General features: G+C 68.5%; 16 protein-coding genes and 2 tRNA genes. All 18 read left to right on the forward strand.

All coding sequences use genetic code 11. The features are described 5' to 3' along the window. Window positions 1-268: 268 nt before the first annotated feature. A complete protein-coding gene (gene lon, locus LPC08_RS05335; protein WP_230451693.1) occupies window positions 269-2,680 on the forward strand; it encodes an endopeptidase La in 2,412 nt (803 codons plus the stop codon). A 143-nt stretch (window positions 2,681-2,823) separates the two neighbouring features. Continuing rightward, window positions 2,824-2,895, forward strand: a tRNA-Val gene (locus LPC08_RS05340). A gap of 120 nt (window positions 2,896-3,015) precedes the next feature. Continuing rightward, the gene (locus LPC08_RS05345; protein WP_230451694.1) at window positions 3,016-3,804 is read left to right on the forward strand and encodes a CsgG/HfaB family protein; all 789 of its coding nucleotides are present in this window, start codon (window positions 3,016-3,018) and stop codon (window positions 3,802-3,804) included. Between the two features lie 4 nt (window positions 3,805-3,808). Continuing rightward, on the forward strand, window positions 3,809-4,837 hold the full coding sequence (locus tag LPC08_RS05350; RefSeq protein WP_230451695.1) for a tetratricopeptide repeat protein: 1,029 nt from the start codon (window positions 3,809-3,811) through the stop codon (window positions 4,835-4,837). 62 nt (window positions 4,838-4,899) lie between these two features. After that, window positions 4,900-4,976: transfer RNA gene (locus tag LPC08_RS05355), tRNA-Asp, on the forward strand. Window positions 4,977-5,278: 302 nt separating this feature from the next. Continuing rightward, the gene (locus tag LPC08_RS05360) at window positions 5,279-5,647 is read left to right on the forward strand and encodes an NADH-quinone oxidoreductase subunit A (protein ID WP_230451696.1); all 369 of its coding nucleotides are present in this window, start codon (window positions 5,279-5,281) and stop codon (window positions 5,645-5,647) included. A 5-nt stretch (window positions 5,648-5,652) separates the two neighbouring features. Next, window positions 5,653-6,204: a NuoB/complex I 20 kDa subunit family protein gene (locus LPC08_RS05365; RefSeq protein WP_230451697.1), complete on the forward strand. Its 552-nt coding sequence runs from the start codon at window positions 5,653-5,655 to the stop codon at window positions 6,202-6,204. A gap of 7 nt (window positions 6,205-6,211) precedes the next feature. Next, window positions 6,212-6,853, forward strand: a complete 642-nt coding sequence (locus LPC08_RS05370; protein ID WP_230451698.1) for an NADH-quinone oxidoreductase subunit C — start codon at window positions 6,212-6,214, stop codon at window positions 6,851-6,853. Beyond that, window positions 6,850-8,097, forward strand: coding sequence for an NADH-quinone oxidoreductase subunit D (locus tag LPC08_RS05375; protein WP_230451699.1), 1,248 nt, complete (start codon window positions 6,850-6,852; stop codon window positions 8,095-8,097). Before LPC08_RS05370 ends, LPC08_RS05375 begins: the two co-directional genes overlap by 4 nt. A 32-nt stretch (window positions 8,098-8,129) precedes the next feature. Continuing rightward, window positions 8,130-8,759, forward strand: coding sequence for a complex I 24 kDa subunit family protein (locus tag LPC08_RS05380; protein WP_230452994.1), 630 nt, complete (start codon window positions 8,130-8,132; stop codon window positions 8,757-8,759). 1 nt (window position 8,760) lies between these two features. Continuing rightward, a complete protein-coding gene (gene nuoF / locus LPC08_RS05385) occupies window positions 8,761-10,083 on the forward strand; it encodes an NADH-quinone oxidoreductase subunit NuoF (RefSeq protein ID WP_230451700.1) in 1,323 nt (440 codons plus the stop codon). A 4-nt stretch (window positions 10,084-10,087) separates the two neighbouring features. Further along, window positions 10,088-12,166, forward strand: a complete 2,079-nt coding sequence (gene nuoG / locus LPC08_RS05390; RefSeq protein ID WP_230451701.1) for an NADH-quinone oxidoreductase subunit NuoG — start codon at window positions 10,088-10,090, stop codon at window positions 12,164-12,166. A 6-nt stretch (window positions 12,167-12,172) separates the two neighbouring features. Beyond that, a complete protein-coding gene (nuoH, locus tag LPC08_RS05395; protein ID WP_230451702.1) occupies window positions 12,173-13,183 on the forward strand; it encodes an NADH-quinone oxidoreductase subunit NuoH in 1,011 nt (336 codons plus the stop codon). 42 nt (window positions 13,184-13,225) lie between these two features. Next, the gene (nuoI, locus tag LPC08_RS05400; RefSeq protein WP_230451703.1) at window positions 13,226-13,714 is read left to right on the forward strand and encodes an NADH-quinone oxidoreductase subunit NuoI; all 489 of its coding nucleotides are present in this window, start codon (window positions 13,226-13,228) and stop codon (window positions 13,712-13,714) included. A gap of 78 nt (window positions 13,715-13,792) precedes the next feature. Next, entirely contained in the window at window positions 13,793-14,503 is a 711-nt protein-coding gene (locus LPC08_RS05405; protein WP_370643345.1) for an NADH-quinone oxidoreductase subunit J, read from the forward strand. Between the two features lies 1 nt (window position 14,504). Further along, the gene (gene nuoK, locus LPC08_RS05410; protein WP_230452995.1) at window positions 14,505-14,816 is read left to right on the forward strand and encodes an NADH-quinone oxidoreductase subunit NuoK; all 312 of its coding nucleotides are present in this window, start codon (window positions 14,505-14,507) and stop codon (window positions 14,814-14,816) included. A 4-nt stretch (window positions 14,817-14,820) separates the two neighbouring features. Then, a complete protein-coding gene (gene nuoL / locus LPC08_RS05415) occupies window positions 14,821-16,734 on the forward strand; it encodes an NADH-quinone oxidoreductase subunit L (protein WP_230451705.1) in 1,914 nt (637 codons plus the stop codon). Continuing rightward, window positions 16,734-18,245, forward strand: coding sequence for an NADH-quinone oxidoreductase subunit M (locus LPC08_RS05420; RefSeq protein ID WP_230451706.1), 1,512 nt, complete (start codon window positions 16,734-16,736; stop codon window positions 18,243-18,245). Before nuoL ends, LPC08_RS05420 begins: the two co-directional genes overlap by 1 nt. The last annotated feature ends 2 nt before the right edge of the window (window positions 18,246-18,247 follow it).

An 18,247-nucleotide genomic window follows, 5' to 3' on the forward strand; every position in this document is an offset into this window, starting at 1 on the left:
CCGTCCGTCGAAGGGCAGGCTGGGCGGAACCGTCCTCCCGGGGCATGGCGCCCACCCGTCAGGGCCCGTCGTGCCCCGGCGTGCCCGGCGCATGGCCGGGCCCCGCTCCGGCTGCAATCCGGACCGCCCCGGTCCGGCTTCTTGTCCGACGCGGCGCCGCATCCCATCTCTCCTCCATCCCGTGGCGCCGGAACCGTGCCGCTAGGGGTCACCGGATCCTCTCCTGGTGGCCTGGGCGGTCCGGCGCTGACTGTCTCAGTGAGGTCCCATGACGGAAACCCTTCGCGGCGAACTGCTGCCCGTACTGCCGCTGCGGGACATCGTCGTCTTCCCGCACATGATCGTTCCCCTCTTCGTCGGCCGCGAGAAGTCCGTCCGCGCCCTGGAGGCCGTGATGCGGGAGGACAAGCAGATCCTTCTGCTGGCCCAGCGCAACGCCTCCCAGGACGACCCCGAGGAGAAGGACCTGTACGAGGTTGGCACCGTCTCCACGGTGCTGCAGCTCCTCAAGCTACCCGACGGCACCGTGAAGGTGCTGGTCGAGGGCGGCCGCCGCGCGCAGGTCGCCGGCTGGAAGGAGACCAAGACCCATTTCGAGGCCTATGCCGCGCCGATCGACGAGGCCGAGGCACCGGCGAAGGACCCGAAGGAGCTGGAGGCGCTGGCCCGCAGCGTCGTCACCCAGTTCGAGCAGTACATCAAGCTGAACAAGAAGATCGCGCCGGAGGTGCTGGTCTCGATCAACCAGATCGAGGACACGGCGAAGCTGGCCGACACGGTGGCAAGCCACCTGAACCTCAAGATCAGCGAGAAGCAGGAGCTGCTGGAGACGACCGCCGTCCCCGCCCGCCTGGAGCGCGTCTTCGCGCACATGGAGAGCGAGATCGGCGTGCTTCAGGTGGAGAAGCGCATCCGCAACCGCGTCAAGCGGCAGATGGAGAAGACGCAGCGCGAGTACTACCTGAACGAGCAGCTCAAGGCGATCCAGAAGGAACTGGGCGAGGGCGAGGAAGGCAAGGACGAGACCGCCGAGCTGGAGGCCAAGATCAAGGCCACCAAGTTCACGGCCGAGGCGCGCGACAAGGCGATGGCGGAGCTGAAGAAGCTCAAGACCATGTCGCCCATGTCCGCCGAGGCGACGGTGGTGCGCAACTATCTCGACTGGATGCTCTCCATCCCCTGGAAGAAGAAGAGCAAGGTCAAGAACGACCTGAACGCGGCCGAGCAGGTCCTGGACGCGGACCACTACGGGCTGGAGAAGGTCAAGGAGCGTATCCTGGAATACCTGGCGGTGCAGTCGCGCAGCCAGAAGATCAAGGGTCCGATCCTGTGCCTCGTCGGCCCCCCGGGCGTCGGCAAGACCTCGCTGGGCAAGTCGATCGCCAAGGCGACGAACCGCAACTTCGTGCGCATGTCGCTGGGCGGCGTGCGGGACGAGGCGGAGGTGCGCGGCCACCGGCGGACCTACATCGGCTCCATGCCGGGCAAGGTCATCCAGGGGATGAAGAAGGCGAAGACCTCCAACCCGCTCTTCCTGCTGGACGAGATCGACAAGCTCGGCGCCGACTGGCGCGGCGACCCGTCCTCCGCCCTGCTGGAGGTACTGGACCCGGAGCAGAACGCGACCTTCGCCGACCACTACCTGGAGGTGGATTACGACCTGTCGGACGTGATGTTCATCACGACCGCCAACTCGCTGAAGATGCCCCAGCCGCTGCTGGACCGCATGGAGATCATCCGCATCCCCGGCTACACCGAGGATGAGAAGATCCAGATCGCCAAGCGGCACCTGATGTCCAAGGTGACGGAGGCGAACGGCCTCAAGCCCGGCGAGTGGTCCATCACCGACGAGGCGCTGCTCGACCTCGCCCGCTACTACACGCGCGAGGCGGGCGTCCGCTCCTACGAGCGGGAGCTGGGCGGGCTGGCGCGCAAGGCGGTGCGGGAGATCGTGACGGGCAAGGCCAAGAAGGTCGCGATCACCCGCAAGAACCTGGAGAAGTACGCGGGCGTCAAGAAGTACCGCTATGGCGAGGCGGAGCTGGACGACCAGGTGGGTGCCGTCACCGGCCTCGCCTGGACGGAGGTGGGGGGCGAGATCCTGACCATCGAGGCGGTGCTGCTGCCGGGCAAGGGCGCGGTGAAGCACACGGGCAAGCTGGGCGACGTGATGCAGGAGAGCGTCTCCGCCGCCCTGTCCTATGTCCGCAGCCGCTCGATCCAGTTCGGGATCAAGCCGAACTTCCTGGAGAAGCGGGACATCCACGTCCACGTGCCGGAAGGGGCGACGCCGAAGGACGGGCCGAGCGCGGGCATCGCCATGGCGACGGCGATGGTCTCGATCATGACGGGCATCCCCGTCCGCAAGGACGTGGCGATGACCGGCGAGATCACGCTGCGCGGCCGGGTGCTGCCGATCGGCGGGCTGAAGGAGAAGCTCCTCGCGGCGATGCGGGCCGGTGTCACCACCGTCTTCATCCCGAAGGAGAACGAGAAGGACCTCGCGGAGATTCCCGAATCCGTGAAGAAGTTCCTGAAGATCATCCCCGTCTCGCATGTCGACGAGGTGATCGCCCAGGCGCTGGTCCGGAAACCGGAAGCCATCGAGTGGGAGGAGGAGGCGGAGGTTCCGCCGGCCAAGCCCGGCCAGGGCCCCGGCCAGCCTGCCCTGCCGCACTGAACCGGCGACGTGCCGGAAGCCCTGTCCGGGCTTCCGGCCGCATCCTGGCGGGCCGCCATCGGCGGCTGGCCCGCCGACGCGCGGGCCGTCTCTCCCGGCCCTCTTTTGCCGGGGGTTGCTCCGCGTCATAACGACACCGGCCCGGGCGCTTAGCTCAGCGGTAGAGCGCCTCGCTTACACCGAGGATGCCGGCGGTTCGAATCCGTCAGCGCCCATTCCATTTCCGGCCATCCGTCTCCCGCCAGGATACGCGGTTGTCCCGACACCTCAAACGATGTGAGATGAGGCCGAAGTGTCGCCGGAGGTCGGCGGGACAAGGCGCGGGATGATGTGTGATGAAGTTCCGGAGTGGGATGCTGCTTCTCGCCGGCGTGACTCTGGGCGGCTGCATCCAGCAGGGTGGTGCCAGCGGGCCGGTCACGGGTGCGGCGGGCGGCAGCACCAGCGTCGGCGGAAGCATCGTCCGCTGCCCGGAGACCCTCGGCACCATCGCCATCGATGATGGCCGCCAGGCTGGCTGGTGGGGCCCCTTCACGGCCAAGACCCAGATCACGACGATCGAGCCGATGGTCCGGCTGGTGGTGCAGCAGTCCAACTGCTTCGTCATCACGGCCATGGGCAACAGCCGGCTGGAAAGCCGGATGCGTGGCATGGTCAGCGACATGCGCGACAGCGGCGAGTTCCGCGCAGGCTCCAACATGCAGCGTGGCCAGCGCGTGGCGGCCGATTACTTCATGGAGCCGGCCATCCTCTTCTCCGACCAGAATATCGGTGGCCTGGGGGCCGGGATCGGCGGCTGGACGGGATTCGGCCTCGGCCTGGCGGGGGCGGCGATGTCCACCTCCGCGACCCAGGTGACCATGTCCATCTTCGACATGCGGGCCGGCGTCCAGATCGCCGCCTCGGAGGGATCCGCCACGGCGTCCAACTTCGGCGCCACCCTGGCCGGCTTCGGCGGCGGTGCGGCAGGGGCCCTGGGCGGCTATCAGCGCACGCCGGCGGGGCAGGCGACGGTGGCGGCCTTCGTGGACGCCTACAACAAGATGGTGGTCGCCCTGCAGAACTACCGGGCGCAGGACGTGCGCGGTGGGCTCGGCCGGGGCGGGCGGCTGCGGGTGAACTGAGGCCATGCTCCGCCGCCCGGAACTGGGCTCCCTCCTCCTCGGGCTGGGCTTGGCCCTGGGCGGCTGCGCCCAGGGCCGGCCCGGCGGCTTCGGCCCCGAGGTCGTCGTCTGCCGCGCCGGCGAGGCCTGCCGGGCCCAGCCGAGCGGCCTGAACACGGCGGTGCTCGATGGCGGCGAAGCGCAGCGGCAGGAGGACCCGAACCGCTATGCCGGGGAGGACCCCGCCGGCCTGCGCGCCGCCGCGGCGTCGGGTGATCCGGTGGCGGCCTACAAGCTGGGGCAGGCGCAGGAATTCGGGCTGGGCGGGGTGCCGCGCAGCCCGGCCGCGGCCGCGCGGTCCTATGAGCAGGCGGCCGCGTCCGGGAACCCCTGGGCGAGTTGGCGACTCGCGACCCTGGCCGAGCGGGGCGCCGCACCGGGTGGTCGCCGCCGGGCGCTGGAGTTGTCGCGGCAGGCGGCCGAGGCGGGGCATGCGCCGTCCGCCGCCAATCTGGGCCTCGCCTATCTCGAGGGCCGGGGGGTGTCCCGCGATTCGACCGAGGCTGCGCGGTGGCTCACGGTCGCGGCGCGGGGCGGCGTGCCGGAGGCGCAGTACGCGCTCGGGCAGATGGTTTTCCGCGGCGACGGCGTGGCGCGCTCTCCCTACGACGCCCTGCAGTGGATGCGTCGCGCCGGGGATGGCGGGAACGTCCGGGCCCAGCGCGCCGTCGGCCGTCTCTACATGACCGGGCTGGAGGAGATGGGCCAGGACTTGCAGGAAGCCCGCAGCTGGCTCTCGCGGGCGGCGGAGCAGGGCGATGCGCAGGCCCGCCGCGACCTCGCGGAGGTCGACCGTGCGCTGCGCGACGAGCGCCGCTTCGCGCAGGAACTGACCCTGCGCCGGGAGGAGACGCGCGCGGCCTGGGCCGCCAGCGCCTGGTCCGGCTGGATCGCGCCGCCGGTCTGGGGCTGGGGCATGGGCTCTCCGGTCGGGCCCTGGGGAGGGCCGCATGATGGTGGCTGGGCCAACGCGCCTGCCTTTGGGCGGTGGTGAGATTCCGGCGCCGGGGGCGTGTTGACAGGGGGCGGGGCCGCCCGTAAAGACCGCCGCGCTGCGCGGGTGTAGCTCAGTTGGTTAGAGCGCCGGCCTGTCACGCCGGAGGTCGCGGGTTCGAGCCCCGTCACTCGCGCCACTTCAGATCGCATGTCGCTTGAAAGCCGGTTCGCCCAGGGTGAGCCGGCTTTCGCGCGTTTCGGGGCGGCGCCGGCCCTTTGCATGCCTGCCGGCGACGGTTTTGCCGAAAGGGGCTTCCCTTGCCCGTTTTTGCAAGGCATTCTCAACAACTCGGTAAGCGGTGCCTCGCATCGCCCCCATTTGCGTTTTCAGAAGCTTGGACCCGCCCGGACGCTATAGCGGCCCGTGGCGGGCGGCTGTATGTTCCCCGCACGCTGCGGTGCGTCACGGCCGCGGCGCCGCCGGCGATGGAACGGATTGATGACGCAGCCGCTGCTTTCCGAGTACTTCCCCATCCTCGTCTTCCTGGCCATTGCGGGAGTCATCTCGATCGCGATGGTCGGCGGCGCGCTGCTGGCCGGGACGCAGAAGCCGGACGCGGAGAAGCTCTCCGCCTATGAGTGCGGCTTCGAGCCGTTCGACGACACGCGGCGCCGCTTCGACGTGCGCTTCTACCTGGTCGCCATCCTGTTCATCATCTTCGACCTCGAGGTCGCCTTCCTCTTTCCCTGGGCCGTGTCGTTGAACGGCATCGGCTGGGTCGGCTTCCTGTCGATGATGGGCTTCCTGGGCATCCTGACGGTCGGGTTCATCTATGAGTGGCGCAAGGGCGCCCTGGACTGGGAGTAGGCTGGATGAGCGATCAGTCCATCGCCTGGAACCGGGAGGCGCTGCCGCCCGGTCCGGCCCAGGATGCCGTCGTGCGCGGCATCACCGGCGAGATCGAGGAGAAGGGCTTCGTCGTCGCCAATCTCGACAAGGTCGTGAACTGGGCGCGCACCGGCTCGCTCTGGCCGATGACCTTCGGCCTCGCCTGCTGCGCCGTTCCGATGATCCACGCCTACATGGCGCGCTACGACCTCGACCGCTTCGGCATCATCCCGCGCGCCTCGCCGCGCCAGTCGGACGTGATGATCGTGGCGGGCACGCTGACCAACAAGATGGCCCCCGCGCTGCGCAAGGTCTACGACCAGATGCCGGAGCCGCGCTGGGTCATCTCCATGGGCTCCTGCGCCAATGGCGGGGGCTACTACCACTACTCCTACAGCGTGGTGCGCGGCTGCGACCGCATCGTGCCCGTGGACGTCTACGTCCCCGGCTGCCCGCCCACCGCGGAAGCGCTGGTCTACGGCATCATGCAGCTGCAGAAGAAGATCCGCCGCACGGGGACCATCCTCCGTGGCTGATACCGGCATGACCCTTTCCGAGTTGGGCGCGGCCATCGCCGCCGCCGCGCCGCAGGGCGCGGTGCTGGAGGCCAAGGTCTCGCGCATCGGCGAGCTCTCCGTCTCCATCCACCGCAACGCCGTGCTGCCGGTGATGCTGCTGCTGCGCGACGACCCGCGCTTCGCCTTCGAGCAGATGATGGAGCTGACGGCGGTGGACTGGCCCGACCGGGCCGAGCGCTTCGAGGTGGTCTGGTGCCTCCTCAGCCTGTCGCACAACCACCGCGTCCGCATCACCACCACCACCGACGAGGCGACTCCGGTGGCGAGCGTGGCGATGCTCTGGCCGACCGCGACTTGGTTCGAGCGCGAGTGCTGGGACATGTACGGCGTGGTCTTCGACGGCCAGCCGGATCTGCGCCGCCTGCTCACCGACTACGGCTTCCAGGGCCATCCGTTGCGCAAGGACTTCCCGCTGACCGGGCATGTCGAGCTGCGCTACGACCCGGAGCGGCGCGAGGTGGTCTACGGCCCCGTGCAGCTCACCCAGGAGTTCCGCGACTTCGACTTCCTCTCTCCCTGGGAGGGGATGACCACCCTGCCGGGCGATGAGAAGGTCCATCTGAACCGCATCGCCGGCCCGCCGGACGCGGAGAAGCCCGCCCCATGAGCCTGACCACCGATCCGATCCCCTCCGCCTCGGGCGGGGAGGCACGCCCCGACCCGGCCACCACGACGGTCACCTTCGAGGGCGATTCCCACACCATCAACTTCGGCCCGCAGCACCCTGCCGCGCATGGCGTGCTGCGCCTCATCCTGGAGATGAAGGGCGAGCTGGTGGAGCGCGCCGATCCGCATGTCGGGCTGCTGCACCGCGGCACCGAGAAGCTGATCGAGCACAAGACCTACATGCAGGCGAACCCGTATTTCGATCGCCTCGACTACGTCAGCCCCATGTGCATGGAGCACGCCTTCGCGCTGGGGACGGAGCGTCTGCTGGGCATCCGGGCGCCGGAGCGGGCGCAGTACATCCGGGTGATGTTCAGCGAGGTCACCCGCATCCTGAACCACCTGCTGAACCTGACGACCTTCGCGCTGGACTGCGGCGCCATCACCCCCGCGCTCTGGGGCTTCGAGGAGCGCGACCGCGCGCTGGAGTTCTACGAGGCGGTGGCGGGCAGCCACTACCATGTGAACTACTTCCGCGCTGGCGGCGTGGCGAAGGACCTGCCGGCCGGCCTCGCGGAGCGGATCGATGCCTGGGCGGAGAAGCTGCCCGGCTTCATGGACGAGCTGGAAGGGCTGCTGACGGGCAACCGCATCTTCAAGCAGCGCACCGTCGACATCGGCATCATGTCCGCCGAGCAGGCGATGGCCTGGGGCTTCTCCGGCCCCTGCCTGCGCGCCTCCGGCTGCGCCTGGGACCTGCGCAAGCAGCAGCCCTACGACGTGTACGACCGGATGAACTTCGACATCCCCGTCGGGCGCAACGGCGACTGCTATGACCGCTACCTGGTCCGCGTGGCCGAGTGCCGCGAGAGCGTGAAGATCATCCGCCAGGCGCTGCGCGAGATGCCGCAGGGGCCGATCAAGATCGCGGACAACAAGATCGCGCCGCCGAAGCGCGCGGAGATGAAGCGCTCGATGGAGGCGTTGATCCACCACTTCAAGCTCTACACCGAGGGCTACCACGTGCCCGCGGGGGAGACCTATTCGGTGGTCGAGGCGCCGAAGGGCGAGTTCGGCGTCTACCTGGTGTCGGACGGCACCAACAAGCCTTACCGCTGCAAGATCCGCTCGCCGGGCTATGCCCATCTTCAGGCGACGGAAGTGATGAGCAAGGGGCACATGCTGGCCGACGCGGTGGCGGTGGTCGGCAGCCTCGACGTGGTGTTCGGAGAGATCGACCGGTGAGCGACCATTCGCACGAGGGTGCGACCCACGCGATCGGCAAGGCCTTCGTCGCGCCGGAGGCCCCGGCGAGCTTCGCCTTCGACGCGGACAGCGAAAAGAAGATCGCCACGATCCTCGCCCGCTACCCCGAGGAGAAGAAGGCCAGCGGGGTGATCCCCGTCCTCTACGTGGCGCAGAAGCAGATGGGCCGCGACACGGGCAGCGCCTGGCTGCCGAAGGTGGCGATGGATGCGGTGGCCGCGCGGCTGGGGATGCCGCCGATCCGCGTCTACGAGGTCGCCTCCTTCTACTTCATGTTCAACACCAAGCCGATCGGGCGCTACCACCTGCAGGTCTGCGGCACGACCCCCTGCTGGCTGCGCGGCTCGGACGAGGTGCTGCGCGCCTGCAAGGACCACGGCCACCTGAAGGACTATGGCGACACCTCGCCGGACGGGCTGTTCACCCTGACTGAGGTGGAGTGCCTGGGCGCCTGCGTGAATGCGCCGATCCTCCAGGTGGACGACGACTACTACGAGGATTTGGACTACGACCGCACCGTCCAGCTCCTCGAATCGCTGAAGAACGGCGTGCGGCCACCGATCGGCTCCACCATCGGGCGGCAGACCAGCGCGCCGGAGGGCGGGCCGATGGTGCTGACCGGCACGGAGGAGGAGAAGTAGGATGGCCCTCTCCGACAAGGACCGCATCTTCACCAACCTCTACGGGCTGGAGCACTGGGGCCTGGACGCCGCGCGCAAGCGGGGCGACTGGGACGGGACGGCCGCGATCATCGCCAAGGGGCGCGACTGGATCGTCGAGGAGATCAAGCAGTCCGGCCTGCGCGGCCGCGGTGGCGCCGGCTTCCCGACCGGGCTGAAGTGGTCCTTCATGCCCAAGCAGTCCGACGGCAACCCCGTCTATCTCGTCGTCAACTGTGACGAGTCCGAGCCGGGCACCTGCAAGGACCGTGACATCATCCGCCACGATCCGCACAAGCTGATCGAGGGCTGCCTGCTGGCCGGCGTCGGCATGGGCGCGACGGCGGCCTACATCTACCATCGCGGCGAGTACTACAACGAGAGCCTGGTGCTTCAGGCGGCGGTGGACGAGGCCTACGAGGCCGGGCTGATCGGCAGGAACGCCTGCGGCTCGGGCTACGACTTCGACGTCTACATCCATCGTGGCGCGGGCGCCTACATCTGCGGCGAGGAGACGGCGCTGATCGAGAGCCTGGAGGGCAAGAAGGGCATGCCGCGCCTGAAGCCGCCCTTCCCGGCGGCGATGGGCCTCTACGGCCGCCCGACCACGGTGAACAACGTCGAGACCATCGCGGTGGCGCCGACCATTCTGCGCCGTGGCGGGGCGTGGTTCGCGGGCTTCGGCCGGCCGAAGAACCAGGGCACCAAGGTCTATTGCATCTCCGGCCACGTGAACAAGCCGTGCAACGTGGAAGCGGAGATGAGCATCCCGATGCGCGAGCTGATCGAGCGCTATGCCGGCGGCGTGCGCGGCGGCTGGGACAACCTGCTCTGCGTCATCCCCGGCGGCTCCTCCACGCCGCTGCTGCCCAAGCATATCTGCGACGACGTGCTGATGGATTTCGACGCGCTGCGCGAGCACAAGTCGGGCCTGGGCACGGCGGGCCTGATCGTGATGGACAAGAGCACGGACATCATCAAGGCGATCCAGCGCCTGTCGCAGTTCTACAAGCACGAGAGCTGCGGCCAGTGCACCCCCTGCCGCGAGGGCATGGGTTGGGTGAACCGGATGATGCTGCGCATGGTCGAGGGCCGCGCCGAGGTGAGCGAGATCGACGTGCTGGAGGAGGTGACCCGGCAGATCGAGGGCCACACCATCTGCGCGCTGGCCGATGGCGGCGTCTGGCCGGTGCAGGGGCTGATCCGGCACTACCGCCCGCTGATGGAGGAGCGCATCGCCCAGTACAAGGCGAAGCATTCCGCCACCCCGATGCCCCCCACTTCCCTCCCCCTGGCGGCGGAGTGATCCGATGAGCGACGTGAAGGTCATCAAGGTCACCGTCGACGGCGCGGAGATCGAGGTCCCGCTGGGCGTGACCGCCCTGCAGGCCTGCGAGATGGCGGGGAAGGAGATCCCGCGCTTCTGCTACCACGAGCGCCTGTCGATCGCCGGCAACTGCCGCATGTGCCTGGTCGAGGTGGAGAAGTCGCCGAAGCCGGTGGCCTCCTGCGCCTTCCCGGTCATGGACGGCATGAAGATCATGACCGACAGCCCGCTGGTGCGGAAGGCGCGGCGCGGGGTGATGGAGTTCCTGCTCATCAACCACCCGCTGGACTGCCCGATCTGCGACCAGGGCGGCGAGTGCGACCTGCAGGACCAGTCCATGGCCTACGGCCTGGACCACAGCCGCTTCGGCGAGGCCAAGCGGGCGGTGAAGGACAAGTTCATCGGTCCGCTGGTGAAGACGGTGATGAACCGCTGCATCCAGTGCAGCCGCTGCATCCGCTTCTCCACCGAGATCGCCGGCGTGCCGGAGCTGGGCGCCACCGGCCGCGGCGAGAGCATGGAGATCGGCACCTATGTCGAGAAGACGCTCTCCACCGAGCTGGCGGGGAACCTGATCGACATCTGCCCGGTCGGCGCGCTGACCAGCCGGCCCTATGCCTTCACGGCGCGGCCCTGGGAGCTGACGCACACGGATAGCGTGGACGTGATGGACGCGGTGGGGGCCAATATCCGCATCGACGCGCGCGGCCCGGACGTGCTGCGCATCACCCCGCGCATCAACGACGACGTCAACGAGGAGTGGCTCGCCGACCGCTCGCGCTTCTCGCATGACGGGCTGAAGCACCGCCGGCTCGACCGTCCCTGGGTGAAGCGCGACGGCAAGCTCCGCCAGGCGAGCTGGCAGGAGGCCTTCGATGCCATCGCCGCGCGGCTGAACGGCGCGCCGGGCGAGCGGATCGGCGCGCTGGCCGGCGACCACGCCGATGCGGAGAGCCTGCTGGCGCTGCGCGACCTGATGGCCTCGCTGGGCTCGGGCAACCTCGACTGCCGCCAGGACGGGGCGGCGATCGACGCCTCGCGCCGTGACTTCTACCTGTTCAACAGCACCATCGCCGGCATCGAGCAGGCGGATGCGGTGGTGATCATCGGCAGCAACCCGCGCCACGAGGCGCCGGTGCTGAATGCGCGCATCCGCAAGCGCTGGCTGAGCGGGAAGATGGAGGTCGGCTATGTCGGCCCGGCCGGGCTCGACCTGACCTATGGCGCCACGCATCTGGGCGCCGACTTCGCCGCGCTGGACGGGGTGGAGGACGGGGAGGGAGCCTTCGCCAAGGTCCTGCGCAACGCCAAGCGCCCGCTGGTGCTGCTGGGCCGCGGCGCGCTGGCGCGGCCGGACGGCGCGGCGGTGCTGGCGGGGGCCTGGGCGCTGGCGCAGCGGCTGGGTGCGCTGACGCCGGAGTGGCACGGCTTCAACCTGCTGCACCAGTTCGGCGGCCAGGTGGGGGCGCTGGATCTCGGCTTCCTGCCGAAGGATGGCGGCAAGGATTTCGGCGCCATGCTCGGCGGCGGGGTGGATGTGCTGTTCCTGCTCGGCGCCGACAATTTCGACCCGTCGCTGATCGGCGAGGGGACTTTCGTCGTCTACCAGGGACATCACGGCGACCGCGCCGCGGTGAAGGCGGATGTGGTGCTGCCCGGCTGCACCTATCTGGAGAAGGACGGGACCTACGTGAACACGGAGGGCCGGGTCCAGCTCGGCCGCCGCGCCGTCTTCCCGCCGGGCGAGGCGCGGGAGGACTGGGCGATCCTGCGGGCGCTGAGCGGCGTGCTCGGCCGGCCGCTGCCTTATGACGACCTGCCCGCGCTGCGCGAGGCGCTGGTGGCGGCGAACCCGGTCTTCGGAACGCTGGACGCGGTGCCGGCGGCGGGCTGCGCCGATGCAGCCGGGCCGGCGGGCGGCGGATCGGTGGGGGGGGAGCCCTTCGCCTTGCCGATCGCCGACTATTACCGGGTGGATGCGATCAGCCGGGCCAGCGAGGTGATGGCGGAGTGCAGCCGCACCCGGCAGGACGCGGCGCCCACGTTGCTGGCGGCGGAGTAAGGCGGGATGGACGGCTTCCTCTCCACCCCGATCGGGATCCTCTCGATCACGGTCGCGCAGACCCTGGCGCTGCTGGTGCCGCTGCTGATCGCGGTGGCCTACCTGACCTATGGCGAGCGCAAGGTCATGGCGGCGATGCAGCGCCGCAAGGGGCCCAACGTGGTCGGGCCCTTCGGCCTGCTGCAGCCCTTCGCCGACGCGCTGAAGATGCTCACCAAGGAGACGGTGATCCCCTCCGGCGCGTCGCGGGTGCTGTTCCTGATGGCGCCGATGATCACCTTCGTCCTGGCCATGCTGGCCTGGGCGGTGATTCCGGTGAACGACGGCTGGGCGATCGCGGACATCAATGTCGGCGTGCTCTACCTCTTCGCCATCTCCTCCCTCGGCGTCTACGGCATCATCATCGCGGGCTGGGCGTCGAACTCGAAGTATGCCTTCCTCGGCGCGCTGCGCTCGGCGGCGCAGATGGTGTCCTACGAGGTCTCGATGGGCTTCGTGATGGTCACCGTGCTGATGTGCGTGGGCTCGCTGAACCTCACCGACATCGTGCGGGCACAGCGGGACCTGTGGTTCGTCATCCCACTCTTCCCGATGTTCATCATCTTCTTCATCTCCATCCTGGCGGAGACGAACCGGGCGCCCTTCGACCTGCCGGAGGGCGAGAGCGAGCTGGTGGCGGGCTTCTTCGTGGAATACAGCTCCATGTCCTTCGGGCTGTTCTTCCTCGGCGAGTACGCGAACATGATCCTCATGTCCTCACTGACCACCATCCTCTTCCTGGGGGGGTGGTACCCGCCGCTGGACGTGGCGCCGCTGAACTGGGTGCCCGGGCCGCTCTGGTTCATCCTGAAGATCTGCTTCTGCCTCTTCGTCTTCGTCTGGGTGCGGGCCACCTTCCCGCGCTACCGCTACGACCAGCTGATGCGGCTGGGCTGGAAGGTCTTCCTGCCCTTCTCGCTGGTCTGGCTGGTGCTGACCGCGACGGCGCTGAAGGTCTTCGGATCGCTGCCGGCATGACCACGACGACCCCCTGGCATCGCGCCGAGAAGGCATAACGACATGGCGACGCTCGACCGGCTGGCGCGGTCCTTCCTGCTGGCGGAAATCGCCTCGGGGATGTGGCTGACGCTGAAGGCCTTCTTCAAGCCGAAGTACACGCTGAACTATCCCTATGAGCGCCAGCCGCTCTCGCCCCGCTTCAAGGGCGAGCACGGGCTGCGGCGCTATCCGAACGGGGAGGAGCGGTGCATCGCCTGCAAGCTGTGCGAGGCGATCTGCCCGGCGCTGGCCATCACCATCGAGGCCGAGCCGCGCGAGGACGGGTCACGCCGCACCACGCGCTACGACATCGACATGACGAAGTGCATCTATTGCGGCCTCTGCGAGGAGGCCTGCCCGGTGGATGCCATCGTCGAGGGGCCGAACCTGGAATTCGCCGCGGAGACACGGGAGGAGCTGATCTACCAGAAGGAGAAGCTGCTCGCGAACGGCGACCGCTGGGAGCCGCTGCTCGCCGAGCGGCTCCGGCTCGACGCCCCCTATCGCTGACCATATGGCCGGGCGCCCCCCGCCCGGCCAGGAACCGACGGACCACCCCATGCAGCGCACCCCGGAAAGGTCATGTCCATGATCGCGGGCCTCGCCTTCTACGCCTTCGCGGCGGTGCTGATCGCCTCCGCCGTCATGGTGGTGACCAGCCGCAACCCCGTGCACAGCGTGCTCTTCCTGATCCTCGCCTTCTTCAACGCGGCGGCGCTGTTCCTGATCGCCGGCGCCGAGTTCCTGGCGATGATCCTGGTCATCGTCTACGTGGGCGCCGTCGCGGTGCTGTTCCTCTTCGTGGTGATGATGCTGGACGTGGACTTCAGCCAGCTCCGCGAGGGCTTCCAGCGCTACGCCCCGATCGGCGCGGTGGTCGGCGGCATCCTGTTCCTGGAGCTGATCCTGGTCCTCGGCGCCTGGCAGTTCAGCGGCGGGGCCGAGGCGCTGCGCCTGAACCCGACGCCCGCGGGGATGACCAACACCCAGGCGCTGGGCCACATCCTGTACACGGACTACATCTACCTGTTCCAGGCGGCGGGCATGGTGCTGCTGGTCGCGATGATCGGCGCCATCGTCCTGACCCACCGCGACCGCGTCAGCACCCGCCGGCAGGACATCGCGGCCCAGGTCGCCCGCGCCGAGAAGGTCGAGCTCCAGTCCGTGCCGACCGGCGTCGGGCTGAAGGATCTGGGCATCCTGCGCCGCTTGCCGCCCGAGCCGAAGGACAAGCCGAAGGAGGTCGCGCATCACGGCCATGGCCATGACGACGACCACGGGCATGGGGGGCACCACTGAGATGCTGGCCGTCGGCCTTCCCCACTTCCTCACGGTGGGCGCCATCCTGTTCGTGCTGGGTGTCTTCGGCATCTTCCTGAACCGGAAGAACGTCATCGTCATCCTGATGTCGGTCGAGCTGATCCTGCTCTCGGTCAACCTGAACCTGGTGGCCTTCTCCGCCTCGCTGGGCGACCTGACGGGCCAGGTCTTCGCGATGTTCATCCTGACCGTCGCGGCCGCCGAGGCCGCGATCGGCCTGGCGATCCTCGTCATCTACTTCCGCAACCGCGGCAGCATCGAGGTGGAGGATGTCTCCACCCTGAAGGGCTAGGGGCATGTTCGTCGGGGCCGTCTTCTTCCCGCTGCTGGGGTCCTGCATCGCGGGCTTCCTGGGGCGCTGGATCGGCGACAAGGCCGCGCAGTGGGCCTCCGTCCTCTGCATGGTGCTGGCCGCCATCTGCGGCGTGTCCGCCTTCTGGCAGGTGGCGCTGCACAGTCAGCCGACCACGGTGGTGATCGCCGACTGGATCCAGGTCGGCACGCTGCACGTCGAATGGGCGCTGCGCTACGACACGCTGGCGGCGGTGATGGTGGGGATGGTGACCTTCATCTCCACCCTGATCCACATCTACAGCGTGGGGTACATGTCGCACGACGCGACGATCCCGCGCTTCTTCGCCTACCTCTCGCTCTTCACCTTCGCCATGCTGATGCTGGTGACGGCGGACAACCTCGTCCAGCTGTTCTTCGGCTGGGAGGGGGTGGGCGTCGCCTCCTACCTGCTGATCGGCTACTGGTACGACCGCGAGAGCGCGAACCGCGCGGCGATGAAGGCCTTCATCGTCAACCGCGTCGGCGACCTGTTCTTCATGATGGCCATGGCGCTGACCTTCTGGTCCTTCGGCTCCCTGACCTTCAACGACATCTTCGCCAGTGTCGAGCACGTCCAGCCGATGACCATCGGCGGCATGCCGGTGCTGGAGGTGATCGGGGTGCTGCTGTTCCTGGGCGCCTGCGGCAAGTCCGCGCAGCTCGGCCTGCACACCTGGCTGCCGGACGCGATGGAGGGCCCGACCCCCGTCTCCGCCCTGATCCACGCGGCGACCATGGTGACGGCGGGCGTCTTCCTGATGGCGCGCATGTCGCCGGTGATGGAGCACGCGCCGACCGCGCTGGCCATCGTCACCGTCGTCGGCGCCTCGACCGCCTTCTTCGCCGCGACGATCGGCTGCGTGCAGAACGACATCAAGCGGATCATCGCCTACTCGACCTGCTCCCAGCTCGGCTACATGTTCTTCGCGGCCGGGGTCGGCGCCTATCAGGTGGCGGTCTTCCACCTCTTCACCCACGCCTTCTTCAAGGCGCTGCTCTTCCTGGGCGCGGGTTCGGTCATCCACGCCATGTCGGACGAGCAGGACATCCGGCGCATGGGCGGGATCTGGACCAAGATCCCGATCACCTACGCGGTGATGTGGATCGGCAACCTGGCGCTGGCCGGCATCCCCTGGTTCGCCGGCTACTACTCCAAGGACGCGATCCTGGAGGCCGCCTTCGCCGCGCATAGCGGGGTGGGGACCTACGCCTTCGTCATGGGCATGATCGCGGCCTTCCTGACCGCCTTCTACTCCTGGCGCCTGATGATCCTGACCTTCCACGGCGCGCCGCGAGCGGACCACCACGTGATGGAGCACGTGCATGAGAGCCCGCCGGTGATGCTGATCCCGCTGCTGGTCCTGGCGGTGGGCGCGATCTTCGCCGGCGGCGTGTTCTACGACCTGTTCGTGGGCCACCACTGGGAGGAGTTCTGGCACGGCTCGATCGTGAACGGCGAGCACAACCACATCATGCACGCGATGCATGAGGTGCCTGAATGGGTGCCGCTGGCGCCGACGGTGATGGGGGTGGCGGGCATCGCGCTCGCCTACCTGTTCTACATGTTCTTCCCGGCGATCCCCGGGAAGATCGCGGCGGCCTTCCCGGCGGTGTACCGCTTCCTGCTGAACAAGTGGTACTTCGACGAGCTGTACGACGTCCTCTTCGTCCGTCCGGCCCGCCGGCTGGCGCGGGTGCTGTGGAAGGTGGGCGACGCGCAGATCATCGACGGCATGCCCAACGGCGCCGCCGCCCTGACGGTTGAGGCCTCGCGCGGGGCGGTCCGCATTCAGACCGGCAAGCTCGCCAACTACGCCTTCGTGATGATTGCGGGGCTCGTCCTCTTCGTGACCATCTTCCTCGCGGGAGTCCTGTGATGAACGCCGCGGGCTTCCCGCTCCTCTCTCTGCTCACCTTCCTGCCCCTGGCGGGGGCGGCGGCGATCCTGTTCGTGCGCGGGGAGGAGGTGGTGGTCGCCTCCAACGCGCGCTGGGCGGCGCTCTGGACCAGCCTGATCGTGCTGGCCCTGTCGCTGATCCTCTGGTTCCGCTTCGACCCGAACTCGGCCGACTACCAGTTCGTCGAGCGGGTCGACTGGCTGCCGGAGTTCGGGCTCAGCTACCACATGGGCGTGGACGGCATCTCCGTCCTCTTCGTGCTGCTCTCCACCCTGCTGACGCCGATCTGCATCCTCGCCTCCTGGGAGAGCGTGCAGAAGCGGGTGCGCGACTACATGGTCGCCTTCCTCGTCCTGGAGACGATGATGGTGGGCATGTTCAGCGCGCTGGACATCGTCCTGTTCTACGTCTTCTTCGAAGGCGTGCTGATCCCGATGTTCCTCATCATCGGGGTCTGGGGCGGGGCGCGGCGGGTCTACGCCGCCTTCAAGCTCTTCCTCTACACGCTGCTCGGCTCCGTGCTGATGCTGCTGGCCATCCTCGCCCTGTGGTACCAGGCGGGGACAGCGGACATGACGGCGCTGGCCGAGCTCGTGATCCCGCGCCCCACCCAGATGTGGATGTTCCTCGCCTTCTTCGCCGCCTTCGCGGTGAAGGTGCCGATGTGGCCCGTCCACACCTGGCTGCCGGACGCGCATGTGGAGGCGCCGACGGCGGGCTCGGTGATCCTGGCCGGCGTGCTGCTGAAGATGGGGGCCTACGGCTTCATCCGCTTCTCCATCCCGCTGCTGCCGGAGGCGTCGCAGTTCTTCGCGCCGATGATCTTCGCGCTCTCCGTGGTGGCGGTGGTCTACACCAGCCTCGTGGCGCTGGCGCAGGAGGACATGAAGAAGCTCATCGCCTACTCCTCGGTGGCGCATATGGGCATCGTCACCATGGGCCTCTTCACCTTCAACCAGCAGGGCATCTCGGGCGCGCTGTTCCAGATGCTCAGCCACGGGGTGGTCTCGGGCGCGCTCTTCCTCTGCGTCGGCGTGCTCTACGACCGGGTGCACTCGCGCGAGATCGCGCGCTACGGCGGGGTGGCGAAGATCATGCCTGCCTATGCGCTGGTCTTCATGCTGTTCACCATGGGCTCGGTCGCGCTGCCCGGCCTCGCGGGCTTCCCCGGCGAGTTCCTGGTGCTGACCGGGGCGTGGCGGGTGAACCCCTGGGTCGCGGTGGGCGGCGCGATGGGGATGATCCTGGGCGCGGCCTACATGCTCTACCTCTACCGGCGGGTGATCTTCTCGCGCATCTCGCGCGAGGACCTGAAGAGCCTGCTGGACCTCTCGCCGCGGGAATACGCGACCTTCGCGCCGCTGATCCTGCTCACCCTCTGGATGGGGGTCTATCCCTCGTCCTTCCTGCAGTTCTTCGAGGCGAGCGTGGCGGCCCTGGTCGGCCGGCACGAGGCGGCGCTGGCCGCCGTGCGCCTGGCGGGGATGTGACG

Source organism: Roseomonas sp. OT10 (assembly GCF_020991085.1).
GTDB lineage: Bacteria > Pseudomonadota > Alphaproteobacteria > Acetobacterales > Acetobacteraceae > Roseomonas > Roseomonas cutis.

Bases quoted from the DNA above. Each gene is read 5' to 3' on its own strand.
- nuoI (WP_230451703.1), top strand. From the start codon at position 13,226: ATGGCGACGCTCGACCGGCTGGCGCGGTCCTTCCTGCTGGCGGAAATC.
- LPC08_RS05365 (WP_230451697.1), top strand. From the start codon at position 5,653: ATGAGCGATCAGTCCATCGCCTGGAACCGGGAGGCGCTGCCGCCCGGT.
- LPC08_RS05370 (WP_230451698.1), top strand. From the start codon at position 6,212: ATGACCCTTTCCGAGTTGGGCGCGGCCATCGCCGCCGCCGCGCCGCAG.
- nuoF (WP_230451700.1), top strand. From the start codon at position 8,761: ATGGCCCTCTCCGACAAGGACCGCATCTTCACCAACCTCTACGGGCTG.
- nuoH (WP_230451702.1), top strand. From the start codon at position 12,173: ATGGACGGCTTCCTCTCCACCCCGATCGGGATCCTCTCGATCACGGTC.
- nuoG (WP_230451701.1), top strand. From the start codon at position 10,088: ATGAGCGACGTGAAGGTCATCAAGGTCACCGTCGACGGCGCGGAGATC.
- LPC08_RS05345 (WP_230451694.1), top strand. From the start codon at position 3,016: ATGAAGTTCCGGAGTGGGATGCTGCTTCTCGCCGGCGTGACTCTGGGC.
- LPC08_RS05405 (WP_370643345.1), top strand. From the start codon at position 13,793: ATGATCGCGGGCCTCGCCTTCTACGCCTTCGCGGCGGTGCTGATCGCC.
- LPC08_RS05375 (WP_230451699.1), top strand. From the start codon at position 6,850: ATGAGCCTGACCACCGATCCGATCCCCTCCGCCTCGGGCGGGGAGGCA.
- nuoK (WP_230452995.1), top strand. From the start codon at position 14,505: ATGCTGGCCGTCGGCCTTCCCCACTTCCTCACGGTGGGCGCCATCCTG.
- nuoL (WP_230451705.1), top strand. From the start codon at position 14,821: ATGTTCGTCGGGGCCGTCTTCTTCCCGCTGCTGGGGTCCTGCATCGCG.
- lon (WP_230451693.1), top strand. From the start codon at position 269: ATGACGGAAACCCTTCGCGGCGAACTGCTGCCCGTACTGCCGCTGCGG.
- LPC08_RS05350 (WP_230451695.1), top strand. From the start codon at position 3,809: ATGCTCCGCCGCCCGGAACTGGGCTCCCTCCTCCTCGGGCTGGGCTTG.
- LPC08_RS05420 (WP_230451706.1), top strand. From the start codon at position 16,734: ATGAACGCCGCGGGCTTCCCGCTCCTCTCTCTGCTCACCTTCCTGCCC.
- LPC08_RS05360 (WP_230451696.1), top strand. From the start codon at position 5,279: ATGACGCAGCCGCTGCTTTCCGAGTACTTCCCCATCCTCGTCTTCCTG.